We start from the raw sequence: 25,195 nt of genomic DNA, 5'->3' as shown, positions 1-25,195 counted from the left end.
ATGGCCATCAAGGACCTGGATTTTTCCGAAATTCTCGATGTTTCGGCGCTGAAGCGCGAATGCGACATCATCTTCAAGAACGACGGCAAGCGCATCGCCGATGTCAGGTCAGACCTGCTGCCGATCTTTCGCAAGGCCAGCACGGAAGGCCGGGAAAAGGCTCGCGAACTGCTGAAATCCGACGGCAGCGGCATCGATTGCGCCCGACGTATCTCCTGGCTCCAGGACCGGCTGATCGAAATCCTCTATGATCTCGCCTGCCAATATGTCTATCCGAAAGACGCGCCGCAAATCGCCGTTGCAGCGGTGGGGGGGTACGGTCGCGGCACGCTGGCGCCGGGATCGGATATCGACCTTCTGTTCCTGCTGCCGGCCAAGAACACGCCGGATATGCACAAGGCCGTGGAGTTCGTGCTTTATCTGCTCTGGGATCTCGGCTTCAAGGTCGGCCACGCCACGCGCACGGTGGATGAGTGCGTCCGCCTGTCGAAATCCGATATGACTATCCGCACCGCCATTCTGGAAGTGCGGGCAATCTGCGGCAAAAAATCCCTGACCGATGATCTCGAAAAACGTTTCGAGTCGGAAGTTGTCACCGGTACCGGGCCGGAATTCATCGCCGCCAAGCTGGCCGAGCGTGACCAGCGTCACCGCAAGGCGGGCGATACGCGCTATCTGGTGGAGCCGAACGTCAAGGAAGGCAAGGGCGGCCTGCGCGACCTGCACACGCTGTTCTGGATCGCCAAATATTATTACCATGTCCGCGATACAGCCGATCTCGTCAAGCTTGGCGTCCTGTCTAAGCGCGAACTCAGGCTGTTCGAAAAGGCCGATGATTTTCTCTGGGCCGTCCGTTGCCAGATGCATTTCATCACCAACAAGGCGGAAGAGCGCCTTTCCTTCGACATTCAGCGCGAGATCGCCGATGCGCTGGGCTATCAGCCACGCCCCGGGCTTTCCGCCGTCGAACGTTTCATGAAGCATTACTTCCTGGTGGCGAAGGACGTGGGTGACCTGACCCGCATCGTCTGCGCCGCACTGGAGGACAGGCAAGCAAAGGACGTGCCGGGCCTGTCGGGTGTTCTCAGCCGCTTTGCCCACCGCGTCCGCAAAATTCCCGGTTCTGTTGAATTCGTTGAGGATCGCGGCCGCATCGCGCTGGCCAAGCCGGACGTGTTCAAAAACGATCCGGTCAATTTGATCCGGCTCTTTCATATCGCCGATATCAACAATCTCGAACTTCACCCGGATGCGCTGCGTGTCGTTACCCGGTCGCTGTCGCTGATCAATGACGGGCTTCGCGAGAACGAGGAGGCGAACCGGCTGTTTCTGGCGATCCTCACCTCGAGGCGTGATCCGGCGCTCACCTTGCGGCGCATGAACGAGGCTGGCGTCCTCGGCAAGTTCATTCCCGAATTCGGCAAGATCGTCGCGATGATGCAGTTCAACATGTATCATCACTATACGGTGGACGAACATCTGATCCGCTCGGTCGGCGTACTGTCGGAGGTGGACAAGGGGACGGCTGTGGATGCCCATCCGCTTGCCAACCAGCTGATGCCGGGTGTCGAGGAGCGTGAGGCACTTTATGTGGCCGTTCTGCTGCACGATGTGGCCAAGGGCCGGCAGGAGGATCACTCGATTGCCGGTGCGCGCGTGGCCCGCAAGCTTTGCCAGCGTTTCCGGCTGACCGGCAAGCAGACCGAAATGGTGGTCTGGCTGATCGAGCAGCATCTTCTGATGTCCATGGTCGCCCAGACGCGCGACCTGCACGACCGCAAGACCATCACCGATTTCGCCGACAAGGTACAATCCATGGAGCGGCTGAAGATGCTGCTTATCCTGACGGTCTGCGATATCCGCGCGGTCGGTCCGGGTGTCTGGAACGGCTGGAAGGGTCAGTTGCTCCGCTCTCTTTATTACGAGACCGAGCTGCTTCTCTCCGGTGGCTTTTCGGAAGTCTCACGCAAGGAAAGGGCGCATATTGCCCGTCAGGCGCTTTACGACGCGCTGGAAGACTGGGGCCACAAGGCACGGCGCAAATACACCAAGCTGCACTATGAGCCCTATCTGCTGACGGTGGCGCTGGAAGATCAGGTGCGTCACACCCGCTTCATCCGCGAGGCCGACAAGCAGGAAAAGGCGCTGTCGACCATGGTGCGCACACATTCCTTCCACGCCATCACCGAAATCACCGTGCTGGCGCCCGACCATCCGCGCCTGCTGTCGATCATTACCGGCGCCTGCGCTGCGGCCGGCGCCAACATTGCCGACGCGCAAATCTTCACCACATCCGATGGGCGGGCGCTCGATACGATCCTGATCAACCGCGAATTTCCGATCGACGAAGACGAGACGCGGCGCGGCAACAATGTCGGCAAGCTGATCGAAGAGGTTCTGTCCGGTCGTCAGCGCCTGCCGGAAATGATTGCCACCCGCACCAAGAGCCGGAGGAAGAAAAGCGCCTTCACCATTCCGCCCTCCGTCATCATTTCCAATGGGCTTTCGAACAAGTTCACCGTTATCGAGGTCGAGTGCCTCGACCGGCCGGGGCTTCTGGCGGATATGACGGCTGTCATTGCCGATCTGTCGCTGGATATTCATTCCGCACGCATCACCACCTTTGGCGAGAAGGTCATCGACACATTCTACGTGACGGATCTCTTCGGCCAGAAGGTCACCAATGACAACCGGCAGGCCAGCATTGCCACGCGTCTGAAGGCCGTGATGAGCGAGCAGGAAGACGAATTGCGCGATCGCATGCCAAACGGCATCATCGCCCATCCCGATGTGGCGGCGCTGCCGGCCACGCGCACGGCAAAGGCTTGAAATTCCCATGAGCTTGATCGGAAAGTTCGCCACGGTCGGCACGGCCACGCTCGGAAGCCGTATCTTCGGTTTCCTCCGCGAGACGCTGATGGCCGCAGCCGTCGGTACCGGCCCGGTCGCCGATGCCTTCAATGCTGCCTTCCGGTTCCCGAACACCTTCCGGCGCCTTTTTGCCGAAGGCGCGTTCAACTCGGCCTTCGTGCCGCTTTTTGCCAAGGAAATCGAGGCGAACGGCATGGAGGGCGCAAGGCGCTTTTCCGAAGAAGTTTTCGGCGTTCTGTTCACCGTGCTTCTGGCTTTGACGATCCTGATGGAACTGTCGATGCCGTTCATCGTGCGCACCGTTATTGCGCCGGGCTTTCTGGAAGACCCGGTGAAATTCGACAACACCGTCCGTCTCGCAACCATCATGTTTCCCTATCTCGCCTGCATGTCGCTGGCGGCGATGATGGGCGGCATGCTGAATTCGCTGCACCGTTATTTCGCTGCCGCGATTGCGCCGGTCTTCCTGAACATCATTCTGATTGGTGTTCTGATGCTGGCCTGGTGGAAGCATTACGACCCGCTTCAGGTGGGTTATGCCCTGTCCTGGGGTGTGATGGCGGCGGGTGTGGTGCAGCTTGGCATCGTCTGGATCGCCGTGCGCAATGCCGGCATGCGGATCGGTTTCCGCAGACCCCGGCTGACGAAGAATGTCCAGCGCCTGCTGGTCCTTGCTTTGCCGGCCGCGATCACCGGCGGCATCACCCAGATCAATCTCCTGATCAACACCAATATCGCGTCTGCCGGTGAGGGTGTGATCTCCTCGCTCGCCTATGCCGACCGGATTTACCAGCTGCCGCTCGGTGTCGTCGGCATCGCCGTTGCCACCGTGCTTTTGCCGGAGCTGGCGCGGGCTTTGCGTGGCGGACATATGGTCGAGGCGGGAAGCCTGCAAAACCGCTCGGTCGAATTCGTGCTGTTTTTGACATTACCCGCTGCCGCTGCCCTTCTCGTCATGGCGGAACCCATCGTGCGCTTTCTGTACGAGCGCGGCAATTTCGCGCCTTCGGCCACCGTCACCGTCGCGCAGATCCTCGGTATTTATGGCCTCGGCCTGCCGGCTTTCGTGCTGATAAAGGCGTTCATTCCCGGCTTCTTTGCCCGCGAGGACACCCGCACCCCGATGATCTTCGCGGCGATTTCCGTGGTTGTGAACGTCTCTCTGGCGCTGACATTGTTTCCGCGTCTCGGAGGTTCGGGCATCGCCATTGCCGAGATCACCGCCGGCTGGGTCAATGCCGCCCTGCTGTTCGGCATGCTGTTGTGGCGGGGTCACTGGCATGTGGACATTCCGCTCCTTACCCGCATTCCGCGCTTGCTGCTGGCCGCCGCCCTTATGGCGGGCTTCGTTCACTATGCGCTGACCTATCTCAGCTTCGAGCTGTCCTCCGCCTCCTCCATTTTCGTCCGGGCCGGAACCATCATGGGCCTCGTACTCTCCGCCATGCTTGTTTATTTCGTGCTGGCGTTTGTTTCGGGTGGTGCCGATCTCGGCATGGTCAAGAGAGCCATCAAAAAGCGCCGCAACAAGAATGCCCAGACGGAGATAAGCTGATGTCCTTTGCAGAAAACCGTCGCATCGCCCTCATCACACTCTTGGTGGACGATTATGACCGGGCAAAGACGTTTTATTGCGAGGTTCTGGGGTTTGACTGCCTTTCCGACCAACCTCTTGATGACGGCAAACGCTGGCTGGTGGTGAAGCCTCAAGGGACCGATGGCTGTGCCCTCTTGCTTGCCGAGGCGGATGGCGAAGCGCAGCGTCTTGCCATCGGCAACCAGACCGGCGGCCGTGTCGGGTTTTTCCTGCATACCGACGATTTCGGTCGTGACTACGAGACGATGCTTGCGCGCGGCGTGCGCTTTCTGGAAGAACCGCGCCATGAGGTTTATGGCTCCGTCGCGGTCTTTGCGGACCCTTATGGAAATCACTGGGATCTTCTTCAGCCGCGCGGCTGACGCGCCCTGAAACCGCTTGATTGCGAGGGGCTGTAGGTGCATAAGCGCGCGTGCAATTCCAACCACGGGGCGGGGCCCTCCACAAGCCTTTTCGAGGACGACAATGAACGCATTCAAGCCGCTGGTTTTCTCGGGCGTCCAGCCGACCGGCAATCTGCATCTCGGCAATTATCTCGGGGCCATCCGCAAATTCGTGGCGTTGCAGGAAGATAACGACTGCATCTATTGCGTCGTCGACATGCACGCCATCACCGCCCAGCTCGTTCATTCGGACCTGAAGGCGCAAACCCGCTCGATCGCTGCTGCCTTCATTGCCGCAGGCATTGATCCGGTGAAGCATATCGTCTTCAACCAGTCGGCTGTGCCGCAGCACGCCGAACTCGCCTGGATCTTCAATTGCGTGGCGCGCATCGGCTGGATGGAGCGCATGACGCAGTTCAAGGACAAGTCCGGCAAGAATGCCGAGCAGGTGTCGCTTGGGCTGCTTGCCTATCCGAGCCTGATGGCTGCGGACATTCTCGTCTACCGTGCGACCCACGTTCCTGTCGGCGACGACCAGAAGCAGCATCTGGAACTGGCCCGCGACATCGCCCAGAAATTCAACATCGATTTCGGCGACCATATCCGCAACGCCGGTCTCGGGCTCGACATCACCGTGGGCAATGAGCCGGTGCATGCCTATTTCCCGATGGTGGAGCCGCTGATCGGCGGTCCGGCACCGCGGGTGATGTCGTTGAAGGACGGCACCAAGAAGATGTCGAAGTCCGATCCGTCGGATCTGTCGCGCATCAACCTCATGGACGATGTCGACGCCATTTCGAGAAAGATCAAGAAGGCGAAGACGGACCCGGATGCACTGCCGAGCGAAGTGGAAGGCCTGAAGGGCCGCCCGGAGGCCGAAAACCTAGTTGGTATCTATGCAGCACTGTCTGACAAGACGAAAGCGGAAGTTCTTTTAGAATTCGGCGGACAGCAGTTCTCGGCCTTCAAGCCGGCTCTCGTCGAGCTTGCCGTCAATGTGCTGGCTCCGGTCAACAACGAGATGCGCCGCCTTCTCGACGATCCCACCCACATCGATGCCATCCTCAAACAGGGTGGTGAGCGCGCGCGCGCGATCGCCGAAAACACGATGAACGAGGTGCGCGACATCATCGGGTTCCTGCGCTGACCACGTATCGCCTTGCGGATCACGGCGGGCGGTTTGCGCCTGCCGTGATTTGATATAATCTCCGCCCGAACCGTCGGGCGGTTTTTCGGATCGCGGCGGACACAGGGAGTGCGGAATGGTTTCAAAACGGCTGTCGCGTCTGGAAGGGCATCGTCGCAAATTTCTCGCTGTTATCGATGACACACCGGAATGCGAAAGGGCCGTGCATTATGCCGGTCGTCGCGCCAAGAACTCCAATGGCGGACTGGTTCTGCTTTACATGATACCGGAAGGCGATTTCCAGCAGTGGCTGGGCGTCGAGCAGATCATGCGGGCCGAGGCGCGAGAGGAGGCGGAAGCAACGCTTGCCAAGATCGCCCAGAAGGTCCGTGAGACCATCGGCATCGAGCCGGAAGCGGTGATCCGTGAAGGCGGCGCAACCGAACAGATCCACGGGCTCATCGAGGAAGATCGCGATATTGCCATTCTGGTTTTGGCGGCAGGATCAACGAAGGAAGGGCCGGGACCGCTCGTCTCCTCCATCTCAGGACGCGGTGCGGCCTTCCCCATCCCCGTCACCGTGCTACCGGATACGCTGACGGATGAGGAAATCGACGCCCTCTGCTGAACTTTGTTCGACCCCGAAAGGCAGGAACGGATTCGGGCAAGAATTTGGGGCTGACGATTTCTTGAATGTAATTATCATGTCAGGGCTTGAAGTAAGGCTTCGCCAGGCGTATTTTTTGGAAGAATTCTAAATTGCGGGGCGTGAACGGCGACCTCGAAGGAGACAGATAATGTTCATTCAGACGGAAGCCACGCCGAACCCCGCGACCCTCAAGTTCCTGCCGGGCAAGGTGGTGCTGGAAAGCGGCACGGCTGAGTTTCTCAACCCCGCGCAGGCGCAGGCCTCGCCGCTGGCAGAGCGCCTCTTCACCATTCCGGGTGTCACCGGTGTTTATTTCGGCTTCGATTTCATCACCGTCACCAAGGATGACGCCGAATGGCAGCATCTGAAGCCCGCCATTCTCGGTTCGATCATGGAGCATTTCATGTCTGGCCGCCCCATCATGGGAACCGCCATTGCGGCTGAAGTGTCGGATGAGGAAGGCGAGTTCTTTGAAGCGGGTGACGAAACCATCGTCGCCACCATCAAGGAACTGCTGGATACCCGCGTCCGCCCCGCCGTGGCGCAGGATGGCGGCGATATCACTTTCCGTGGTTTCCGCGACGGCACCGTGTTCCTGAACATGAAGGGCGCCTGCTCTGGTTGCCCGTCCTCCACCGCCACGCTGAAGCACGGCGTCCAGAACCTGCTTCGTCATTTCGTGCCGGAAGTGCGCGAAGTCGAAGCTGTATGACGTTATAAGCCAGGCCGCGCCATGATTGTTCTCGCACTCGATACCTCAGGTGTGGACTGTTCCGCCTGCGTCTATGACAGCGCCTCCGACACGGTGCTTGGCGAGGTGTGCGAAACCATCGGAAAAGGTCATGCCGAGCGGCTGATGGCTGTGATTGATGGTGCCCTGCAGCAGGCACACCTGCCGCTTCAGAAAGTCGGGCGCATCGCGGTAACGATCGGACCGGGTTCCTTTACCGGCATTCGCGTCGGCGTTGCCGCCGCGCGTGGTTTTGCCCTGTCGCTCGGCATAGAGGCAGTCGGCGTAACCACGCTTGAGACGATCGCCTTGCATCATCTGCTGGAAAATCCCGGCCGGCCAGTGGCTGTCGGGCTCGACGCCAAACGGGGCGAAGCCTACCTCCAGACATTTGCAGAGGATGGATCGCCGCTCCTCGAGGCCGCGCTTTTGTCTCTGGCGGATGCCAAAACGGCTCTCTCCGGTTTCGATGGCGCCATTATCGGTTCCGCCGCACCCCTTTTTCAGGGTTTCGACGCGGGGTCAGGGCCCGATCATTTTCCGATTTCCACTGTCGCGCGGGCGGGTGGACGCAAGCCGAAAGGCATGCCGAAACCCGCACCGCTTTACCTTCGCGGCCCGGATGCCCGGCCGCAGACGGGTTTTGCGCTGGCACGCCAGAGCGTTGCCTGATAGGTGGCACCCGTAAATGCGTGCGGATGATTCCTTGTTATGTTTGACGAATATCTAAGCTGGAAGCCCTATTTCGAGATCGTGCCGATGCAGCATGAGGATTGCGCCGGAGTGGCGGAATTGCATGCGCTGCGCTTTCCGCGCCCCTGGAATGACGGGGAGTTTTCCGGGCTGTTGACGCAAGGCTCGGTTTTCGGTGCCGTCGCGCGGCAGACGAACGCATTTTTCAGTAAACCGCTCGGTGGTTTCGTGCTTGCGCGCGAAGTGGCCGGCGAGGCGGAAATCCTGACCGTTGCGGTAGCCGACAAGTTCGCGCGCACCGGCCTCGGCTGGCGCCTGATGCAATCGGCCGTCCGTGAGGCGATGATGCGCGGTGCTGAAACGATGTTCCTGGAAGTGGACAGCAACAATGCCTCCGCCCTGGGACTTTATAAAAAGCTCGGCTTCAAAACGGTCGCTGAGCGCAAGGCCTATTACACAGCCAAGGATGGCGCGAAGTCGACGGCGCTTGTCATGCGCCGCGATCTTCGCTAGTTCCCTGCGACAGGCATTTTTCGGCGACAGCCCCGAAATTCAACCGGAATACTCAAAAGGCCAGAAGACGTGATAGACCTTTCGAAAACGCTGGAGGAACTTTGTGCCGAACGCGGCATGCGGATGACGGACCAGCGCCGTGTCATCGCCCGCGTGCTGCAGGAATCGGCAGACCATCCGGATGTCGAGGAGCTTTACCGCCGTTCCTCCGCCGTGGATCCGCGCATCTCGATTTCCACCGTTTACAGAACGGTGAAGCTGTTCGAGGACGCCGGCATCATCGAGCGTCATGATTTTCGCGATGGCCGCTCGCGTTACGAGACCGTGCCTGAGGAACATCACGATCATCTGATCGATCTGAAGAATAGTGTGGTCATCGAGTTTCATTCACCCGAGATCGAGGCGCTTCAGGAAAAGATCGCCAGGGAACATGGCTTCAAGCTCGTTGATCACCGGCTCGAACTCTACGGTGTACCGTTGAAGCCCGGCGAACATTGAGACGCTGGTGAGCAAGCGCACGGTTCAATCATGATGTGGCTTCGGACAGCCTATATTGCGGTCGTTCTCCTGATCGTCACGCTTATATTGCTGCCGCTGCAACTGTTGGGCCTTGCCTTCGACTGGCGGCTTCGTCGCCGCATTCCACGCATCTGGCACCGCATCGCCTGCCATGTCCTCGGCATTCGCGTGCATGTCCATGGGGATGTGGAGCGGGCAAAACCGCTGATGCTGGCGGTCAATCACGCCTCGTGGAAGGACATTCTCGTTCTCGGCAGTATTGCCGACGTGGTGTTCATCGCCAAGACGGAAGTGCGTGACTGGCCCGTCTTCGGCTGGCTCGCCCGTCTGCAGAAAAGCATCTTCGTCCAGCGCGAGCAGAAGCGCAGCACCGGTGCGCAGGTCGGCGAGATCGCCGCCCGCATGGCCGATGGCGAGATCGTCGTGTTGTTCCCGGAAGGCACTACCTCTGACGGCAACCGCATGCTTGCCGTCAAATCCTCGCTGTTTGGCGCAGCCTCCACGGCTGCCGAGCAGGTTCCGGGCAAGCTCGTCTATGTGCAGCCGGTCGCAATCGCCTATACGCGGGTGCAGGGCATGGCCATGGGACGTTACCACCGGGTCATTGCGGCCTGGCCGGGCAGCATAACTCTGGTGCCGCATCTGCTCGGTATCATCAGGGCAGGTGCCATCGACGTCGACGTTACATTCGGCGACAGCGTTCCGTTTCACAGCACAGATAACCGCAAGCGTCTGGCGACCGATATCGCCGCTTCTATCCGTTCCATGTTGGCTTTCAGCCTGCGTGGTGGCTGGCGGAAATAGAGCATTCCAGCTTTTCCGGTATTTTTCTGTTTAATCCGGGCGTGAAAAACACTAGATAACCGCCATGACCCAGGAAACGCTTGGCCTCGATGCCCCCGAAATGATTGCCCGCGAGGGCTCTAACAGCAGGAAGGTCTTCATCAAGACCTATGGCTGTCAGATGAACGTCTACGATTCCGTCCGCATGAGCGATGCGCTGGCGAAGGACGGTTACGTTCAGACGGAGGATATGGGCGAGGCGGATCTGGTGCTTCTGAACACCTGTCACATCCGCGAAAAGGCCGCTGAAAAGGTCTATTCGGCGCTCGGCCGCCTGCGCGACATGAAAAAATCGCGCGAAGAACAGGGCCGCGAATTCGTGATCGGCGTTGCCGGATGTGTGGCACAGGCAGAAGGCGAGGAAATCCTTCGCCGTGCGCCAGCCGTCGATGTCGTCATCGGCCCACAGACCTATCATCGCCTGCCGGACGCCCTGAAGCGGGTGCGCGGCGGCGAGCGCGTCATCGAGACCGAATATGCCGTTGAGGACAAGTTCGAACATCTGCCGGTGGCCGAAAAGGCAACACTGCGTACGCGCGGCGTCACGGCATTTTTGACGGTGCAGGAAGGCTGCGACAAGTTCTGCACCTTCTGTGTTGTGCCCTATACGCGTGGTTCGGAAGTTTCGCGTCCCGTGCGCCAGATCGTCGATGAGGCGATGAAACTGGTGGATGCCGGTGTGCGCGAAATCACGCTGCTCGGCCAGAACGTCAATGCCTGGCAGGGCGAAGGCTCGAAAGGCGAAAAATGGGGACTTGCCGAGCTTCTTTACCGGCTGGCGGAAATTCCCGGTCTCGCACGCCTTCGCTATACCACCAGCCATCCGCGCGACATGGATGACCGCTTGATTGGCGCCCATCGCGACCTGCGCATTCTGATGCCCTATCTGCATCTGCCTGTTCAGTCCGGGTCGGATCGCATTCTGAAGGCGATGAATCGTCGCCACACAGGTGAGGAATATATCCAGCTCATTGAAAAAATCCGGGCCGCCCGCCCTGATATCGCCATGTCCGGGGATTTTATTGTTGGCTTCCCCGGCGAGACGGATCGTGATTTCGAAGACACGATGGCGATCATCGAACAGGTGAAATATGCGCAGGCCTTTTCATTCAAATATTCCACACGCCCCGGAACGCCGGGCGCCGATCTGACGGATCAGGTTGCGGAAGAGGTGAAGGCCGAGCGGCTGGAACGATTGCAGGCGCTGCTCTTGCGGCAGCAGAAGGAATTTGCGGAATCGCTGGTCGGAAAGACGATGGATGTGTTGCTGGAAAAGCCCGGCCGCATGCCTGAACAGTTGATAGGTCGCTCTCCCTGGCTGCAATCTGTGAATCTTGATGCAAAGACTTTGAAAATCGGTGACATTGTTAATGTACGAATCACCGCAACGGGTCCAAACAGCTTGTTTGCCGAGGTGGCAGAGAGTTAGAGTGAGGAGCCGACACTGATTGGGACAGGAGCCTGACCGCTTGAACGCACATGAATTGGTATCACCTTCATCGCGCCAGCCACGCCAAGCCGCGACCGACGCCAATCACTTCGTCCTCACGTTCGAGAATAACAGGATAGCGGGAGAGCTATTCGGTCAGTTCGATCAGAACCTCAAATTGCTGGAACAACGCCTCAACATCGATGCGCGCCCGCGCGGCAATTCCGTTGCCATCACCGGCGATGTCGTTGCCACCAATCAGGCTCGCCGGGCGCTGGATTTCCTTTACGAGCGTCTGCTCAAGGGCGGAACCGCCGAGGTTTCCGACGTGGAAGGTGCGATCCGAATGGCGATGGCGGCAGATGACCAGCTGACCTTGCCGACGATGGAGCGCAAGGCGAAGATCTCCATGGCGCAGATTTCCACGCGCAAGAAGACCGTCGCTGCCCGAACGCCCACCCAGGATGTCTACATGCGGGCGCTGGAGCAATCCGAACTGGTTTTCGGCGTCGGCCCCGCCGGCACGGGCAAGACCTATCTTGCCGTGGCGCATGCAGCGCAACTTCTGGAGCGTGGTGCGGTCGACCGCATCATCCTCTCGCGTCCCGCAGTAGAAGCGGGCGAACGCCTTGGCTTCCTGCCGGGCGACATGAAGGAGAAGGTCGATCCTTATCTGCGCCCGCTTTACGACGCGCTTTACGACATGATGCCGGGTGACAAGGTGGAGCGCGCCATTCAGGCGGGCGTCATCGAAATTGCGCCGCTGGCTTTCATGCGCGGACGCACGCTTGCCAACGCCGCCGTCATTCTGGACGAAGCCCAGAACACCACGACCATGCAGATGAAAATGTTCCTCACCCGTCTCGGTGAGAAAGGCCGCATGATCGTGACCGGCGACCCAAGCCAGGTGGACCTTCCGCGCGGCGTGAAGTCGGGCCTTGTCGAGGCCCTGCAAATCCTCACCGATGTGGAAGGTGTATCCGTCGTGCGCTTCAAGGATGTGGACGTCGTGCGCCATCCGATGGTGGCGCGCATCGTGCGGGCGTACGAATCCCACACGGCGGTGCCGGATGAAAGCCTCGTGAAGGGCAACTGACGCAAGACAATGACAGCTCTGGATATTCAAATCAGCGTCGAGGCCGAAGGCTGGTCCTCGGAAGAGGACCTTCTTGCCTTCGCCACCAAGGCGCTGGATGCGGCGGTTGATTTTTTGAAGCGGGAAGAGAAACAACCCTTCCCGAAAATGCCGGTGGAACTGTCGCTGGTCTTTACCGACGATGAAAATATCCGGGAAATCAATGCCGAATGGCGCGACAAGGACAAGGCAACCAATGTCTTGTCTTTCCCCGCTTTTCCGCTGGAGCCGGGCGGCATGCCCGGCCCGATGCTGGGCGATATCGTCATCGCGCGCGAGACGGTTGAACGCGAGGCTCTTGAACTTGAGAAGAGTTTCGAGGATCATCTGACCCATCTTCTTGTTCATGGGTTCCTGCACCTGTTCGGTTATGACCACATGGATGAGGAGGAGGCGGAAGAAATGGAGTCGCTTGAGACTCGCATTTTGGCGGTGCTTGGCCTATCTGATCCTTACGCGGGACAGGAACCGCTTTGAATATTGTCTGGAGCCATGAACGAACATTCTGCACGACCTGCCAATGAGGGCAGAGAAAACGGCGAGCAGTCCTCCTCGGAGGAGGGCAGTAGTCATTTACGGAACGACTCCAATGCAAAGCCGAGATCGACGATCTGGTCACGCATTGGACGGTTGCTGAAACCGTCACAGGGCGAGCGCCTGCGCGAGGATTTGACCGACGCGCTGATGGACGACACCGAAATCGGTGCCGCCTTTTCGCCCGAAGAGCGGGCGATGCTGAACAATATCCTGCGTTTCCGGGAGGTTCGGGTCGAAGATATCATGATCCCACGCGTGGATATCGACGGTCTCGACCAGAATATGACCATCGGCGAAGCTCTGATCCTCTTTGAGGAAACCGGGCGCTCCCGCATGCCGGTCTACGATGAGACGCTGGATAATCCGAAGGGCATGATCCACATTCGCGATCTGCTGGCCTATGTCGCCAAGCAGGCGCGCAACAAACGCCGGGTGGGATCGCGTGGCGTTGCCTATGGCGAGGCGAAGGCTCCGCGCTCGCCGCGACCGAATTTTGACCTGGCTCGGGTGGATCTGGAACAGACGGTCGCCGATGCCGGGCTGGTGCGTAAAATTCTTTTTGCACCCCCCTCCATGCTGGCCTCCGATCTTTTGAAGACCATGCAGGCACAGAGAACACAGCTTGCCCTGGTGATCGACGAATATGGTGGCACGGACGGTCTCGTCAGCCATGAGGACATCGTCGAGATGGTCGTGGGTGACATTGATGACGAGCACGACAAGGACGAGACGATGTTTTCGCGTTTGTCCGCCGACGTGCTGGTGGCGGATGCCCGCGCAGAGCTTACAGAGCTTGCCGAGGCAATCGGACCGGAATTCGATGTCCGCGAGCATCTTGAAGAAATCGATACGCTCGGCGGCCTGATATTCTTCGCACTCGGCCGCATTCCGGCCAAGGGTGAAGTGGTCAGGGCCGTACCTGGTTTCGAGTTCCAGATCCTCGATGCGGATACAAGGCGTATAAAGGGTGTCCGTATCGTCCGCGATCATGGCTCGGAAGGGCAGGATGACCGCGCGCCGGGCGATGCCGATGCCGATGAGGTTATTCCGCTGCCCGCGCCGGATGTTCGCCTCATCACCCACCAGCAAAACGCTGACTGAGGTGGGCGACGGGATGCTCCCCGTCGCCTCCGCTCCTTGAACGCGTCATCAAGAGTCCAAAAGGACGCACGGTGCTCCGGCGACCATCCCTTCTGTGGACTGCGAATCTTTTTTCCTTTACGTCGAGTCTAAAGGGAAATTCCTTTGCGCGGCCATGCCGGGTTGGGCTTTTCCGGGTGGGCATTAAACGGAGATGGCATGGAGCGTCTTGCAGGCAGGGTAATGCTGGCCGGCGGCAAAAGCCGCGCAGTGATGGCGATTGCCGCAGGCGCGGTTGGAGCGCTTGCCTTGCCTCCGGTTGGCTTTTTCGCAGCGCTTTTTTTGTCTTTCACCCTGCTTGTCTGGTTGGTCGATGGCTGCACCGGCAAGCCGGGCGGCGGCATCTTCAGCCGCATCATGCCCGCTTTCGGCATCGGTTGGTGTTTCGGCCTTGGTTATTTCGTGGCGGGCCTGTGGTGGCTGGGCAATGCGCTCCTGCTGGAAGCTGACGAGTTCGCCTGGGCGCTACCGCTCGCCATCCTCGGCCTTCCGGCTGTTCTCGCCGTGTTTTACGGTTTTGCGGTCGCAGCCGCCAATATCGTCTGGTCGGACGGTCTCGGCCGTATCGCCGCACTTGCGGCCGCATTCGGCCTTTTGGAATGGCTCCGCAGCTTCATAGCAACTGGCTTTCCCTGGAACGCCATCGGTTATGGCATCATGCCTGTGCCGATCATGATGCAGTCGGCGCATCTGCTTGGTCTTTTTGGTGTCACCACGCTTGCCGTCTTCATCTTCGCCTCGCCTGCCTTGATCGGCACGAAAAAAGGCATGTGGCCGGGTCTCATTGCGGCGGGCCTGCTGCTGGCTGGCCATTTTGGTTATGGCTTTTACCGCCTTCAGACACCGTTGGAGACACCTGCGGACGCGCTGACCGTGAGGATCGTGCAGCCGTCGATCGACCAGTCCCGCAAGATGCTGAATGCAGACAGGGCCGAGATTTTCAGCGAGCATCTGCGCTTGACGGGCCTGCCGCCTGGCGAAGGAAAAAAACGCCCAGATATCATTGTTTGGCCGGAGACCTCCGTGCCTTTCATCCTGACGCAAAATCCGGACGCTCTGGCGGAAATCGCCAAGACGCTTGAAGACGGGCAGGTCCTGTTTACCGGTGCGGTCAGAATGGAAGATGCCGGTGCCGGCCGGCCTCCGCGTTACTACAATTCGGTCTATGCGATTGACAGTCAGGGCGAGATCATCGGCGCGACCGACAAGGTCCATCTGACACCCTTTGGAGAATATGTCCCTTTCGAAGATATTCTACGGGGATTCGGCATCAATAATGTCATCAGCCTGCCGGGCGGCTTTTCAGCCGCGTCTTCGCGCACGCATTTGACGCTTCCTTCCGGTAAAACCCTCTATCCCCTGATCTGCTACGAGATCATTTTTCCCGAAGAGATGACCCCTGGTCTGGCGGGCGCCGCAGCGATCCTGAACGTCACGAATGATGGCTGGTTCGGCGATACACCCGGCCCTTATCAGCATTTTCTGCAGGCAAGAGTACGGGCCGTTGAAACGGGAGTGCCGGTGATTCGCGGCGCTAATACCGGAATTTCCGCCGTTATAGATCCCTATGGTCGTATTATTGCCAGGTTGGATTACGGCCGGGTCGGAATTGTTGACGCCACCTTGAGTGGTGGGTCAAATGACGCTGTTACTTACGACATACATCGGACGTATTTCTGGTTGATTTTTTCTATCATGCTGACCGTTTCGGTATTTTCTGCCTGGCGTTTTGCCCGGCGCCAGAATTGACCGGGAACCCCTACAATTGCATAGTGAATACGTCAGTCGTAAAACAAGTTTAGACGCTGTCGAAATACCAGCTCATTTCTTCGAATAAGCAATGAAACGAGATATCAACCCTTTCCGAGTGTCAGGACCGCATGATGACCGAAAATAAGAAAAAGCCTAACCCCATCGACATTCATGTCGGAAGCCGAATTCGTCTTCGCAGAACCATGCTGGGCATGAGCCAGGAAAAGCTGGGTGAAAGCCTCGGAATTACCTTTCAGCAAATTCAGAAGTATGAAAAGGGCACGAACCGCGTGGGCGCCAGCCGCCTGCAGAATATCTCCGCGATTCTGAATGTGCCGGTTTCCTTCTTCTTCGAGGACGCGCCGGGTGATCAGGCCGTCGGCACGACGGGCATGGCAGAAGCATCGAGTTCCAATTACGTGGTGGATTTCCTGTCGTCTGCCGAAGGCTTGCAACTGAACCGCGCTTTCGTGAAGATCGCCGACCCGAAGGTTCGCCGCCGCCTCGTTGATCTCGTGAAGTCGCTCGCCGCCGAAGGGGATGCTGAGTAGCACTCGCAGGCGACTGCTTTATTTTCCAGCGTACGGCGCTGGACACTCAACGGTCCGCAAGGGCCGTTTTTTTGTGCCCAATTAGAAAGGAATTCTCACATAAAGATATATTTATGTGGTTGTGTCCTTGTCTTTCATGGCTGAAATGACTAACAAACTCGAAGACCGTTCTTTGAGGGGAATCCCGCATGCGTGCCAATTACCTGTTCACCAGCGAGTCCGTGGCCGAAGGTCATCCGGACAAGGTTTGTGATCGTATTTCCGATGAAATCGTGGATCTCATCTATCGTGAGGCATCCAAGACGGGTGTCGACCCCTGGACCGTGCGCATCGCATGCGAAACGCTTGCGACGACGAACCGTGTCATTATCGCCGGTGAGGTTCGGGTTCCCGATACCCTGCTGAAAAAGGACAAGGACGGCAAGGTTCTCAAGGATGCTGCCGGCCACCCGGTCATCAATCCCTCGAAGTTCAAGTCGGCTGCCCGCAAGGCGATCCGCGACATTGGCTATGAGCAGGATGGTTTCCACTGGAAGACGGCGAAGATCGACGTTCTCCTGCATCCGCAGTCGGCGGATATCGCGCAGGGCGTGGACAACGCCTCCGACAAGCAGGGCGACGAGGGTGCTGGCGACCAGGGCATCATGTTCGGTTACGCCTGCAAGGAAACGCCGGACCTGATGCCGGCTCCGATCTATTATTCCCACCGTATTCTGCAGCTGCTCGCGACCGCCCGTAAAAGCGGCGAAGGCGAAGCTGCGAAACTCGGTCCCGACGCCAAGAGCCAGGTGACGGTTCGTTACGTCGACGGCAAGGCTTCGGAAGCCGTATCCATCGTTTTGTCCACGCAGCATCTCGATGCCAGCTGGGATTCGAAGAAGGTTCGCGAAGTTGTCGAACCTTATATCCGCGAAGCGCTGGGTGACCTGAAGATCGCCGATGATTGCCAGTGGTATATCAACCCGACGGGCAAATTCGTCATCGGTGGTCCCGATGGCGATGCGGGTCTGACCGGCCGCAAAATCATCGTGGACACCTATGGCGGTGCTGCCCCCCATGGCGGCGGTGCATTCTCCGGCAAGGACACGACCAAGGTCGACCGTTCCGCGGCCTATGCTGCCCGCTATCTGGCCAAGAACGTGGTGGCTGCCGGTCTGGCCGAGCGCTGCACCATTCAGATTTCCTACGCGATCGGCATCGCCCAGCCTCTGTCGATTTATGTCGATCTGCACGGTACCGGCAAGGTCAGCGAAGATCAGGTCGAAGGCGCCATCCGCAAGGTCATGGATCTGTCGCCGTCGGGCATTCGCCGTCATCTCGATCTCAACAAGCCGATCTATGCCAAAACATCTTCCTACGGCCATTTCGGTCGCAAGGCGGGCCGTGACGGTTCCTTCTCCTGGGAGAAGCTCGATCTGGTGAAGCCGCTCAAGGAAGCTTTGAGCGCTTGAAGCATTTCCAGTAAAATTGCGTAGCGATTTTACGTCCGGAAAATGCGGGGACTTGTTCTAAGCCTTGTCATTCGACGGGGATTGAGAGATACCGGTTGCACCATTTGTAACCCGCATAGTGCCATTCAAGTGGCCCTGTGCGGGTTTAGTCTATTTGTTCTTGAGAGTATGACATGACGGAAGAGCGGCGTTCGCGCGCAACGGAAGCGTTTTTTGGCAGACGCAAGGGCAAGCCCCTGCGCAATCAGCAGATCGATACGATCGAAAACCTGCTGCCTTTGCTGAAAATCGATCTGGAAAGCGCGCCTCCGAAAAATCTCGTCGCTCTCTTTCCGGCGGATGTGAAATCGGTGCGTCTGGAAATCGGTTTCGGCGGCGGCGAGCACCTTGCCCACCGCGCGGTTGAAAATCCTGAGACCGGCTTTATCGGCGTCGAGCCCTTCGTCAATTCCATGGCCAAGCTGCTGGCAAGCGTGCGTGAAGGCGAGTTGATGAATATCCGCCTTTACGATGATGACGCGACGCAATTGCTGGATTGGCTGCCGGATGGGTCGATCGATCACATCGATCTTCTCTATCCCGATCCCTGGCCGAAGAAGAAGCACTGGAAGCGCCGTTTCGTTTCCGACGTCAATCTTGCCCGTTTCCATCGCGTCCTGAAACCCGGTGGCAAGTTCTGCTTTGCTTCCGATATCGATACCTACGTCAACTGGACGCTACAGCATTGCGCCCGCCACGGCGGTTTCGAGTGGACGGCGGCAAGTGCCGAGGACTGGCACACCCCCTATACCAACTGGCCGGGCACGCGTTATGAGAACAAGGCGAAAAGAGAAGGCCGCAGCTCGGCCTATCTCACTTTCATTCGCATTTAACAGCTCGAACCGTCAGATATTCGCGTCCACTTCGGCAGCAACCGGAATGGAAGGCTGGGCGCCGGCGCGGGTGCAGGCGAGCGAGCCTGCGACGGCGGCGCGCTTCAGCGCCTTTTCGAAATCCATACCCTGATCGAGGCTGGCGGCGAGATAACCGCAGAATGTATCGCCAGCGCCGACAGTATCGACCGGCTCGATCTTGAGACCGGACGCCTTGAAGACCTTGCCGTTGCGAATGGCGATCACGCCATCAGCACCAAGCGTCACGATCAATGTCTGGCCGGTCTGCTCATGCAGGGATTTGAGTTCATTTTCCCGTTCGGAGGCTGAAAGTCCGTTTTTGCCGATCAGCAGTTCGAACTCGGTTTCATTGGCGATGACGATATCGGCAAGGCTGGCAAGGCGCGGCCCGTCCGCGGTCAGCGGCGCGGTATTGATGATAGTGGTGATACGTTTAGCCTTCGCGGCCGTCAGTGCTGCTTCGATTGAGGGTGCGGGCACCTCGAACTGAAGCATCAGAATATCGCCCGCTGCCATCTCCGCCACGGCTCTTGCGGCGTCGGATGCGGAAACTTCGCCATTGGCGGCGGGAATGACCGAGATCATGTTCTCCCCGCCTTCACCGATCAGGATTACGGCGGTTCCCGTGGGGCCGGGCGCGGTCTTGACGAGCGACAGATCGGTGCCGGCATCGCGCAGCAATGTCAGCGCTGGCGCGGCAAAGGTGTCATCACCCGTAGCGCCCGCCATTTTGACCGTTGCACCTGCGCGCCGTGCGGCAAGCGCCTGATTGGCTCCCTTTCCGCCGGCCGCCGTGGAAAAGGTCTCTCCCGTCACGGTTTCACCGGGTTTGGGCAGGCGTTTGGCGGTGGCGACGAGATCCATGTTGATGGAGCCGAAAACAGTAATCATCAGGGCATGTCCGTATGAAATTCAAAGCAAGGCGGCGACTTTGCCCGAGGGGATCACTCGTCGTCAACCACCCGCAACTTGGCCGTTCCTGCCCTGTTCTCTGCAAAGCGTCGCGCCTGCTCGATTTCGCTATGGGAGGTCTCCTTTTCCGTCGGCGAAAAATCGAGTCCCTCGATCTTCTGGCCACGCGCCAGCACCTTGTCGGAGGAGATCAGCATCATGTCGACATCTTTCTGCGCCAGCCCGAAATGGGCTTGCAGCTTGCGCGTCCGGTCGTCCAGCCGCCGCACGTCATCCATGAGAAGCGCGACTTCACCCTGAATGAGGTGCGCCTGCTCGCGCATGCGCTGGTCCTTCAGCACCGACTGGATAACCTGCACCGACAGCATCAAAAGCGATGGCGAGACAATAACGACACGAGCGCGATGGGCACGCTGCACGAGATATTCGAAATGCTGGTGAATATCGGCGAAGATCGATTCCGACGGCACGAAGATGAAGGCCGTATCCTGCGTTTCTCCGCGTATCAGATATTTCTCCGCCACGTCGCGAATATGCACTTCCATATCGCGGCGGAACTGCTGGGTCGCAGCCCGTTTGCCCTCGGGCGTTTCATCCGCCTTCAGCGCATTCCACGCCTCCAGCGGAAACTTGGCATCGATGACGAGGGACGGGGCGTTGTTCGGCATCCTGATGATGCAGTCCGGTCGGTAGCCATTCGAAAGCGTGGGCTGAAGCTGAAAGGCCCCGGCGGGGAGCGCATCGGCGATCAGCGCTTCCATGCGCGCCTGCCCGAAAGCGCCGCGCGTCTGCTTGTTGGAGAGGATCGCCTGAAGCCCGACCACGTCCTTTGCCAGATCCTGAATATTACCCTGGGCGGCATCGATAACCGCAAGCCGCTCCTGCAGGCGGCTTAGATTCTCGTGCGTCGATCGGGTCTGCTCGGTCAGCGTCTCGCCCAGCCGCTGCGACATGCCGTCGAGGCGCTGGTTGATCGTCTGGCCCATCTCGCTCTGGCGCGTGCCGAGCGTCTCGGCCATCGCCGCGATCCGGCCGTGCAGTTCCGACTGGGTTTTCAGCAGATCGGAAATTTCACCATCGGCTTCCGCTTTTTTCCCACGACTTTTCGTGACCATCCAGAAAGCGGAAAGGCCGAAAACGAGAGCCGTAAGAAGCCCGCCGAAGCTGATGTCGACGGAGCCGGCCCGCAAGGCGGGATCGAGGAGAAAAGAGAAATCGATGCTCATGGCTAAATCTACCAGATTTCCAGTGATTCGTAAGATCAAAACAAGAACATTCATGCGGCGGAATTGAGTCGGCCAAAACCGGACGAAGGTCTCATTTCGACCGCGTATTTTTTATTTCCTCCGCGCAAGAGATACGTTATGGGAAGCCATGACTATCAAACCGCTTATCATTTTGCCCGATCCCGTGCTGCGCCAGCAATCAAGGCCCATCGAACAGGTGGATGCCGAAGTGTTGCGCCTTGCCGACGATATGCTCGAAACCATGTATGATGCGCCGGGTATCGGCCTTGCCGCCATTCAGGTGGGCGTGCCGCGCCGCATGCTGGTGATCGACGTTTCGCGCGAGGACGAGGAGAAAAAGCCGGTCGTCTTCATCAATCCGGAAATCCTCAGAGTGTCGGACGACGTCTCGGCCTATGAGGAAGGGTGTCTCTCCATTCCCGATTATTATGCCGAGGTAGAGCGTCCCGCATCCCTGACAGTGCGATATGTCGATCGTGACGGCAAGCAGCAGACGGTCGATGCGGACGGACTTCTGGCGACGTGTCTGCAGCATGAGATCGACCACCTGAACGGCATTCTGTTCATCGACCATATTTCGCGGCTGAAGCGAGAAATGGTCATCAAGAAATTCACCAAAGCAGCCCGCGCTAAGGTCTGATTCGTCTTAAATATGTAGACGGACCGGCATAGAGGGCAGGGGGCGATATGGCTCTTCGCATCATTTTCATGGGCACGCCGGATTTTTCCGTTCCCACGCTGCGTGCATTGGTGGACGCTGGTCACGAGCTCGTTGCCGTTTATACGCAGCCGCCGCGTCCAGGCGGTCGCCGTGGCCTCGATCTGCAGAAATCGCCGGTGCATCAGGCCGCCGAACTGCTGGGTCTGCCCGTGCTGACGCCGGTGAATTTCAAGGCCGAGGAGGACCGGCAGCATTTCAGGGAATTCAACGCCGATGTCGCTGTTGTCGTTGCCTATGGGCTGCTATTGCCCGAGGCAATCCTGAGCGGTACGCGTCTTGGCTGCTATAACGGCCACGCCTCGTTGCTGCCGCGCTGGCGCGGCGCTGCTCCCATTCAGCGGGCGATCATGGCTGGCGATGCCGAGACGGGCATGATGGTCATGAAAATGGAAAAGGGGCTCGATACCGGCCCGGTGGCGCTGACCGCCAAGGTCACGATCGGTGAGAATACCACGGCAGGTGAATTGCACGACAGCCTGATGCTGACAGGCGCGCGGCTGATGCGGCAGGCGATGGACAAGCTGGAAGCAGACGATCTTCCTCTCGTTGCGCAGCCGGAAGAAGGCGTCGTTTATGCGTCGAAAATCGACAAGGGCGAGACCCGGATTAATTTTTCCCGGCCGGCACAGGACGTCCATAACCATATCCGCGGCCTTTCGCCTTTCCCCGGCGCCTGGCTGGAAATGGAAATCGGCGGTAAGGCCGAGCGCGTGAAGGTTCTGGCGTCAGAACTGGCGAGCGGTATGGGCGAAGCGGGCGCTGTGCTCGATGACGCCCTGACCATCGCCTGCGGCAGTGGCGCGGTGCGGCTTACCCGTTTGCAGAAGGCGGGTGGCAAGCCGCTGTCGGCTGCTGATTTCGTTCGTGGCACACCCGTTCCCGCCAGAACGAGGCTCGGCTGATGCCGCGTTTCCGCATGACCGTCGAATATGACGGTACGCCTTACTTCGGCTGGCAGAGACAGGATAACGGCCCTTCAGTTCAGGGCGCGCTTGAAGCTGCCGTCCGGTCGCTTACCGGCGAAACCGTTTCTATTCGCGGCGCTGGCCGCACCGATTCCGGCGTGCATGCCGTGGGACAGGTAGCCCATGTCGATCTTTCCCGCGATTGGGCGCCATATAAGCTTCGCAATGCTCTCAACGCCCATCTGGCCATGGCGAAAGAGGCCGTCTCGGTTATCGACGTAACGGCGGTGACCGAGGATTTCGACGCGCGCTTCTCCGCGCTTCGCCGCCATTATCTGTACCGCATCATTTGCCGGAAAGCGCAGCTGGCACTCGAGCACAGGCGCGCATGGTGGGTATCGAAAGATCTGGACCACGAACGCATGCATGAAGCTGCACAGATGCTCGTCGGCCGGCACGATTTTACCACTTTCCGCTCGGTTCATTGTCAGGCGAGCAGCCCGGTCAGAACGCTCGACCGGCTGGATGTGACGCGCAATGGCGATCTTATCGAGATACGCGCCACCGCGCAGAGCTTTCTCCACAACCAGATACGCTCTTTTGCCGGAACGCTGAAAATGGCCGGTGAAGGCAGCATGACACCGGAAGACGTGCGCGCGGCACTGGAAGCACGGGATCGCAAAGCTTGCGGCCCCGTCGCGCCGCCGGATGGTCTCTATTTCATGCAGGTTGATTATCCCGACGTCATTCCGCCGCGGGTCTATTCAAAGGTCGAGACGGTCGAAGACACAGACTGAAGTCCGTCTCGTTTCTCAGGCCGGATAAACGCCGAGAAAACGTTGCAGCGCCTCGGACAGAAGCATGCCCGGCACCAGCAGGGTCATGACGATCGCCGAGACAAGCAACGACTGGTCGCGGATGAAGAAGCGCACGATCCGCGAAAAGGCGAAGACCAGCGACAGCAGCAGTGCCAGCCAGAGGATGGCGATCAGCCCCTGCAAGGGCGGCAGAAAAAACGCGATCAGGATCAGAACCGCATAGGCATAGGAAAACGGCAGCGACAGCCAGTTCATGGTGGTGACCAGTGCGGTGAATTTTTCCCGTGCGCCAAAGGCGAACAGCAGCATGCCGATCAACAACAGCGGCACGATCCAGCAGATAGCCTCGACCATCGCAAGGCGGAAAAAGTAGATTAGTCCCGTTCCTGTTCCGGGCGGATAGCTTGCCAGGAACGCAGCGCGCAGCCACAGCCAGGACACCAGCATGGCGGGCAGGCACCAGAGGGCGGAGTAGAAGGACCGCCACATGCCGCGCTCGGAAAGATCCAGATAACGCGCGCCGGTATGGTCGCCGAGCAGCAGCAGCCAGAGGCCTTTCAGATAGAGCCTTACTTCACTTGCCGTCGGCATGAGAGAACCAGCGTTCGATGAAGGTCTCGTAGATGCGTGTCAGCGTCTCCAGATCGGCGATTTCCACGCGCTCATCGACCATATGCATGGTCTGCCCGACGAGGCCGAATTCCACGACGGGGCAATAATCCTTGATGAAACGCGCATCCGACGTGCCGCCGGTGGTCGAAAGCTTGGGCTCCTTGCCTGTCACGGCTTCCACGGCGCCGGAAAGCGATGAGATGAGCGCATTGTTCCGGGTCAGGAAAACATGGGCCGGACGGTCCGCCCAGACGATCTCATATTTGACCGGGCTGCGGTCGGGACGAAGTTCTCCCTCGGCAGCGGCGGCATCGAGGCGGCGGATGATTTCCGCCCGCAGGCTCTCCACCGTCCAGCTGTCATTGAAACGGATGTTGAACGACGCCGTCGCCCGCGCCGGAATGACATTTGTGGCGGCGTTGCCGGTGTCGATGGTCGTCACTTCCAGATTGGACGGCTGGAAGTCATCCGTACCGTGATCGAAGGGCGGATGCATCAGCGCGTGGGTCAGTTGCAGCAGCCCGCGAATGGGGTTGTCGGCCAGATGCGGATATGCGGCATGACCCTGCACGCCATGCACGGTGATGCGGCCCGAAATCGACCCCCGGCGGCCGATCTTGATCATGTCGCCCAGCTGGTCGGGGTTGGTCGGTTCACCAACCACGCAGGCATCCCATGTCTCGCCTTTGGCGGCGGCCCATTCCAGCAACTTGGAGGTGCCGTTGATCGAGGGGCCTTCCTCGTCACCGGTGATCAGGAAAGAAACGGAACCTTTCGGTTTTCCGTGTTTCTCGATGTAGCGGGCAATGGCGGCAACGAAACAGGCAATGCCGCCCTTCATGTCCACCGCACCACGGCCGAACATTTCGCCGCCGGCAATTTCAGCGGCAAAGGGCGGATGGCTCCATGCCGCCTCGTCGCCCACCGGAACAACATCGGTATGGCCCGCAAACATCAGGTGCGGACCTTCCGTGCCAAGCCGGGCGTAGAGGTTTTCAACGTCAGGCGTTCCCGCTTCCGTCGCCACCATCTTTTCCACCGCAAAGCCAAGCGGTGAAAGCAGGGTGTCTAGCAGCGATAGCGCGCCACCTTCGGCGGGCGTCACCGAAGGGCAACGGATGAGGGCGGCGAGATTTGCAACGGGATCGGTCGTGGTCATGGTATCAGC

Annotated in this window: 25 protein-coding genes; 21 read left to right on the top strand and 4 right to left on the bottom strand. The window is 59.1% G+C overall.

The annotated features are described in order from the left end of the window. The 18 genes from ACQZ6D_RS15990 to trmB all read left to right on the top strand — a co-directional run bounded on the left by ACQZ6D_RS15990 (position 1) and on the right by trmB (position 18,791). Entirely contained in the window at positions 1 to 2,829 is a 2,829-nt protein-coding gene (locus tag ACQZ6D_RS15990; protein ID WP_111782851.1) for a [protein-PII] uridylyltransferase, read from the top strand. Between the two features lie 7 nt (positions 2,830 to 2,836). Further along, positions 2,837 to 4,426: a murein biosynthesis integral membrane protein MurJ gene (murJ, locus tag ACQZ6D_RS15985; RefSeq protein WP_111782850.1), complete on the top strand. Its 1,590-nt coding sequence runs from the start codon at positions 2,837 to 2,839 to the stop codon at positions 4,424 to 4,426. Continuing rightward, positions 4,426 to 4,830 (top strand): VOC family protein, encoded by a 405-nt coding sequence (locus ACQZ6D_RS15980; RefSeq protein WP_003514780.1) that lies wholly within the window; start codon positions 4,426 to 4,428, stop codon positions 4,828 to 4,830. The genes murJ and ACQZ6D_RS15980 overlap by 1 nt, the downstream gene beginning before the upstream one ends. Before the next feature lie 103 nt (positions 4,831 to 4,933). Next, positions 4,934 to 5,998, top strand: a complete 1,065-nt coding sequence (gene trpS / locus ACQZ6D_RS15975; protein ID WP_003514781.1) for a tryptophan--tRNA ligase — start codon at positions 4,934 to 4,936, stop codon at positions 5,996 to 5,998. Positions 5,999 to 6,113: 115 nt separating this feature from the next. Continuing rightward, entirely contained in the window at positions 6,114 to 6,605 is a 492-nt protein-coding gene (locus ACQZ6D_RS15970; RefSeq protein WP_003514782.1) for a universal stress protein, read from the top strand. 169 nt (positions 6,606 to 6,774) lie between these two features. Beyond that, a complete protein-coding gene (locus tag ACQZ6D_RS15965) occupies positions 6,775 to 7,338 on the top strand; it encodes a NifU family protein (RefSeq protein ID WP_003514783.1) in 564 nt (187 codons plus the stop codon). Between the two features lie 21 nt (positions 7,339 to 7,359). Continuing rightward, on the top strand, positions 7,360 to 8,028 hold the full coding sequence (gene tsaB, locus ACQZ6D_RS15960; protein WP_065661442.1) for a tRNA (adenosine(37)-N6)-threonylcarbamoyltransferase complex dimerization subunit type 1 TsaB: 669 nt from the start codon (positions 7,360 to 7,362) through the stop codon (positions 8,026 to 8,028). A gap of 39 nt (positions 8,029 to 8,067) precedes the next feature. Further along, positions 8,068 to 8,562: a GNAT family N-acetyltransferase gene (locus ACQZ6D_RS15955; RefSeq protein WP_003514785.1), complete on the top strand. Its 495-nt coding sequence runs from the start codon at positions 8,068 to 8,070 to the stop codon at positions 8,560 to 8,562. A 69-nt stretch (positions 8,563 to 8,631) separates the two neighbouring features. Then, entirely contained in the window at positions 8,632 to 9,060 is a 429-nt protein-coding gene (locus tag ACQZ6D_RS15950) for a Fur family transcriptional regulator (protein WP_003514787.1), read from the top strand. A gap of 30 nt (positions 9,061 to 9,090) precedes the next feature. Next, positions 9,091 to 9,885: a lyso-ornithine lipid O-acyltransferase gene (gene olsA, locus ACQZ6D_RS15945; protein ID WP_019564424.1), complete on the top strand. Its 795-nt coding sequence runs from the start codon at positions 9,091 to 9,093 to the stop codon at positions 9,883 to 9,885. A gap of 64 nt (positions 9,886 to 9,949) precedes the next feature. Continuing rightward, complete coding sequence (gene miaB / locus ACQZ6D_RS15940) at positions 9,950 to 11,353, top strand: tRNA (N6-isopentenyl adenosine(37)-C2)-methylthiotransferase MiaB (RefSeq protein WP_003514798.1); 1,404 nt, start codon at positions 9,950 to 9,952, stop codon at positions 11,351 to 11,353. 40 nt (positions 11,354 to 11,393) lie between these two features. Further along, positions 11,394 to 12,449, top strand: a complete 1,056-nt coding sequence (locus ACQZ6D_RS15935; RefSeq protein WP_003514799.1) for a PhoH family protein — start codon at positions 11,394 to 11,396, stop codon at positions 12,447 to 12,449. 9 nt (positions 12,450 to 12,458) lie between these two features. Continuing rightward, positions 12,459 to 12,965: an rRNA maturation RNase YbeY gene (gene ybeY / locus ACQZ6D_RS15930; protein WP_019564421.1), complete on the top strand. Its 507-nt coding sequence runs from the start codon at positions 12,459 to 12,461 to the stop codon at positions 12,963 to 12,965. Between the two features lie 15 nt (positions 12,966 to 12,980). Beyond that, positions 12,981 to 14,126: a hemolysin family protein gene (locus ACQZ6D_RS15925; RefSeq protein ID WP_003514803.1), complete on the top strand. Its 1,146-nt coding sequence runs from the start codon at positions 12,981 to 12,983 to the stop codon at positions 14,124 to 14,126. 198 nt (positions 14,127 to 14,324) lie between these two features. After that, a complete protein-coding gene (gene lnt / locus ACQZ6D_RS15920) occupies positions 14,325 to 15,914 on the top strand; it encodes an apolipoprotein N-acyltransferase (RefSeq protein ID WP_065703740.1) in 1,590 nt (529 codons plus the stop codon). A 134-nt stretch (positions 15,915 to 16,048) separates the two neighbouring features. Continuing rightward, positions 16,049 to 16,468 carry a helix-turn-helix domain-containing protein gene (locus ACQZ6D_RS15915; protein WP_003514807.1) on the top strand — a complete coding sequence of 140 codons (420 nt, stop codon included), beginning with the start codon at positions 16,049 to 16,051 and terminating at the stop codon, positions 16,466 to 16,468. A gap of 188 nt (positions 16,469 to 16,656) precedes the next feature. Beyond that, complete coding sequence (gene metK, locus ACQZ6D_RS15910; protein ID WP_003514808.1) at positions 16,657 to 17,919, top strand: methionine adenosyltransferase; 1,263 nt, start codon at positions 16,657 to 16,659, stop codon at positions 17,917 to 17,919. A gap of 173 nt (positions 17,920 to 18,092) precedes the next feature. Continuing rightward, on the top strand, positions 18,093 to 18,791 hold the full coding sequence (gene trmB, locus ACQZ6D_RS15905; protein WP_065703742.1) for a tRNA (guanosine(46)-N7)-methyltransferase TrmB: 699 nt from the start codon (positions 18,093 to 18,095) through the stop codon (positions 18,789 to 18,791). Positions 18,792 to 18,803: 12 nt separating this feature from the next. Here trmB and ACQZ6D_RS15900 read toward each other — a convergent pair whose 3' ends face one another. Further along, the gene (locus ACQZ6D_RS15900; protein ID WP_013635377.1) at positions 18,804 to 19,703 is read right to left on the bottom strand and encodes a ribokinase; all 900 of its coding nucleotides are present in this window, start codon (positions 19,701 to 19,703) and stop codon (positions 18,804 to 18,806) included. A gap of 53 nt (positions 19,704 to 19,756) precedes the next feature. Continuing rightward, positions 19,757 to 20,950 carry a DNA recombination protein RmuC gene (locus tag ACQZ6D_RS15895; RefSeq protein ID WP_065703748.1) on the bottom strand — a complete coding sequence of 398 codons (1,194 nt, stop codon included), beginning with the start codon at positions 20,948 to 20,950 and terminating at the stop codon, positions 19,757 to 19,759. A 148-nt stretch (positions 20,951 to 21,098) separates the two neighbouring features. On the opposite strand from ACQZ6D_RS15895, the gene def reads away from it, so the two are divergent. The 3 genes from def to truA are packed head-to-tail and all read left to right on the top strand — an operon-like array spanning position 21,099 to position 23,394. Beyond that, a complete protein-coding gene (gene def, locus ACQZ6D_RS15890) occupies positions 21,099 to 21,611 on the top strand; it encodes a peptide deformylase (RefSeq protein ID WP_065703749.1) in 513 nt (170 codons plus the stop codon). A 47-nt stretch (positions 21,612 to 21,658) separates the two neighbouring features. After that, on the top strand, positions 21,659 to 22,594 hold the full coding sequence (gene fmt / locus ACQZ6D_RS15885; RefSeq protein WP_111782847.1) for a methionyl-tRNA formyltransferase: 936 nt from the start codon (positions 21,659 to 21,661) through the stop codon (positions 22,592 to 22,594). Further along, the gene (gene truA, locus ACQZ6D_RS15880) at positions 22,594 to 23,394 is read left to right on the top strand and encodes a tRNA pseudouridine(38-40) synthase TruA (RefSeq protein WP_448729825.1); all 801 of its coding nucleotides are present in this window, start codon (positions 22,594 to 22,596) and stop codon (positions 23,392 to 23,394) included. Before fmt ends, truA begins: the two co-directional genes overlap by 1 nt. 15 nt (positions 23,395 to 23,409) lie before the next feature. On the opposite strand, the gene ACQZ6D_RS15875 is transcribed toward truA, so the two are convergent. Together ACQZ6D_RS15875 and dapE are read right to left on the bottom strand one after the other, a co-directional pair. Next, positions 23,410 to 24,006 carry a hypothetical protein gene (locus ACQZ6D_RS15875; protein WP_003514818.1) on the bottom strand — a complete coding sequence of 199 codons (597 nt, stop codon included), beginning with the start codon at positions 24,004 to 24,006 and terminating at the stop codon, positions 23,410 to 23,412. After that, positions 23,990 to 25,186, bottom strand: coding sequence for a succinyl-diaminopimelate desuccinylase (gene dapE, locus ACQZ6D_RS15870; protein ID WP_111782845.1), 1,197 nt, complete (start codon positions 25,184 to 25,186; stop codon positions 23,990 to 23,992). The genes ACQZ6D_RS15875 and dapE overlap by 17 nt, the downstream gene beginning before the upstream one ends. Between the last annotated feature and the right edge of the window lie 9 nt (positions 25,187 to 25,195).

Source organism: Agrobacterium sp. 22-3639C2, assembly GCF_053522105.1.
Note: the sequence above shows the minus strand (reverse complement) of the source record. Positions and strands in the feature narration are given on the sequence as shown.

Bases quoted from the DNA above. Each gene is read 5' to 3' on its own strand.
- ACQZ6D_RS15990 (WP_111782851.1), top strand. From the start codon at position 1: ATGGCCATCAAGGACCTGGATTTTTCCGAAATTCTCGATGTTTCGGCG.
- murJ (WP_111782850.1), top strand. From the start codon at position 2,837: ATGAGCTTGATCGGAAAGTTCGCCACGGTCGGCACGGCCACGCTCGGA.
- ACQZ6D_RS15980 (WP_003514780.1), top strand. From the start codon at position 4,426: ATGTCCTTTGCAGAAAACCGTCGCATCGCCCTCATCACACTCTTGGTG.
- trpS (WP_003514781.1), top strand. From the start codon at position 4,934: ATGAACGCATTCAAGCCGCTGGTTTTCTCGGGCGTCCAGCCGACCGGC.
- ACQZ6D_RS15970 (WP_003514782.1), top strand. From the start codon at position 6,114: ATGGTTTCAAAACGGCTGTCGCGTCTGGAAGGGCATCGTCGCAAATTT.
- ACQZ6D_RS15965 (WP_003514783.1), top strand. From the start codon at position 6,775: ATGTTCATTCAGACGGAAGCCACGCCGAACCCCGCGACCCTCAAGTTC.
- tsaB (WP_065661442.1), top strand. From the start codon at position 7,360: ATGATTGTTCTCGCACTCGATACCTCAGGTGTGGACTGTTCCGCCTGC.
- ACQZ6D_RS15955 (WP_003514785.1), top strand. From the start codon at position 8,068: ATGTTTGACGAATATCTAAGCTGGAAGCCCTATTTCGAGATCGTGCCG.
- olsA (WP_019564424.1), top strand. From the start codon at position 9,091: ATGATGTGGCTTCGGACAGCCTATATTGCGGTCGTTCTCCTGATCGTC.
- miaB (WP_003514798.1), top strand. From the start codon at position 9,950: ATGACCCAGGAAACGCTTGGCCTCGATGCCCCCGAAATGATTGCCCGC.
- ybeY (WP_019564421.1), top strand. From the start codon at position 12,459: ATGACAGCTCTGGATATTCAAATCAGCGTCGAGGCCGAAGGCTGGTCC.
- ACQZ6D_RS15925 (WP_003514803.1), top strand. From the start codon at position 12,981: ATGAACGAACATTCTGCACGACCTGCCAATGAGGGCAGAGAAAACGGC.
- lnt (WP_065703740.1), top strand. From the start codon at position 14,325: ATGGAGCGTCTTGCAGGCAGGGTAATGCTGGCCGGCGGCAAAAGCCGC.
- ACQZ6D_RS15915 (WP_003514807.1), top strand. From the start codon at position 16,049: ATGACCGAAAATAAGAAAAAGCCTAACCCCATCGACATTCATGTCGGA.
- metK (WP_003514808.1), top strand. From the start codon at position 16,657: ATGCGTGCCAATTACCTGTTCACCAGCGAGTCCGTGGCCGAAGGTCAT.
- trmB (WP_065703742.1), top strand. From the start codon at position 18,093: ATGACGGAAGAGCGGCGTTCGCGCGCAACGGAAGCGTTTTTTGGCAGA.
- ACQZ6D_RS15900 (WP_013635377.1), bottom strand. From the start codon at position 19,703: ATGATTACTGTTTTCGGCTCCATCAACATGGATCTCGTCGCCACCGCC.
- ACQZ6D_RS15895 (WP_065703748.1), bottom strand. From the start codon at position 20,950: ATGAGCATCGATTTCTCTTTTCTCCTCGATCCCGCCTTGCGGGCCGGC.
- def (WP_065703749.1), top strand. From the start codon at position 21,099: ATGACTATCAAACCGCTTATCATTTTGCCCGATCCCGTGCTGCGCCAG.
- fmt (WP_111782847.1), top strand. From the start codon at position 21,659: ATGGCTCTTCGCATCATTTTCATGGGCACGCCGGATTTTTCCGTTCCC.
- truA (WP_448729825.1), top strand. From the start codon at position 22,594: ATGCCGCGTTTCCGCATGACCGTCGAATATGACGGTACGCCTTACTTC.
- ACQZ6D_RS15875 (WP_003514818.1), bottom strand. From the start codon at position 24,006: ATGCCGACGGCAAGTGAAGTAAGGCTCTATCTGAAAGGCCTCTGGCTG.
- dapE (WP_111782845.1), bottom strand. From the start codon at position 25,186: ATGACCACGACCGATCCCGTTGCAAATCTCGCCGCCCTCATCCGTTGC.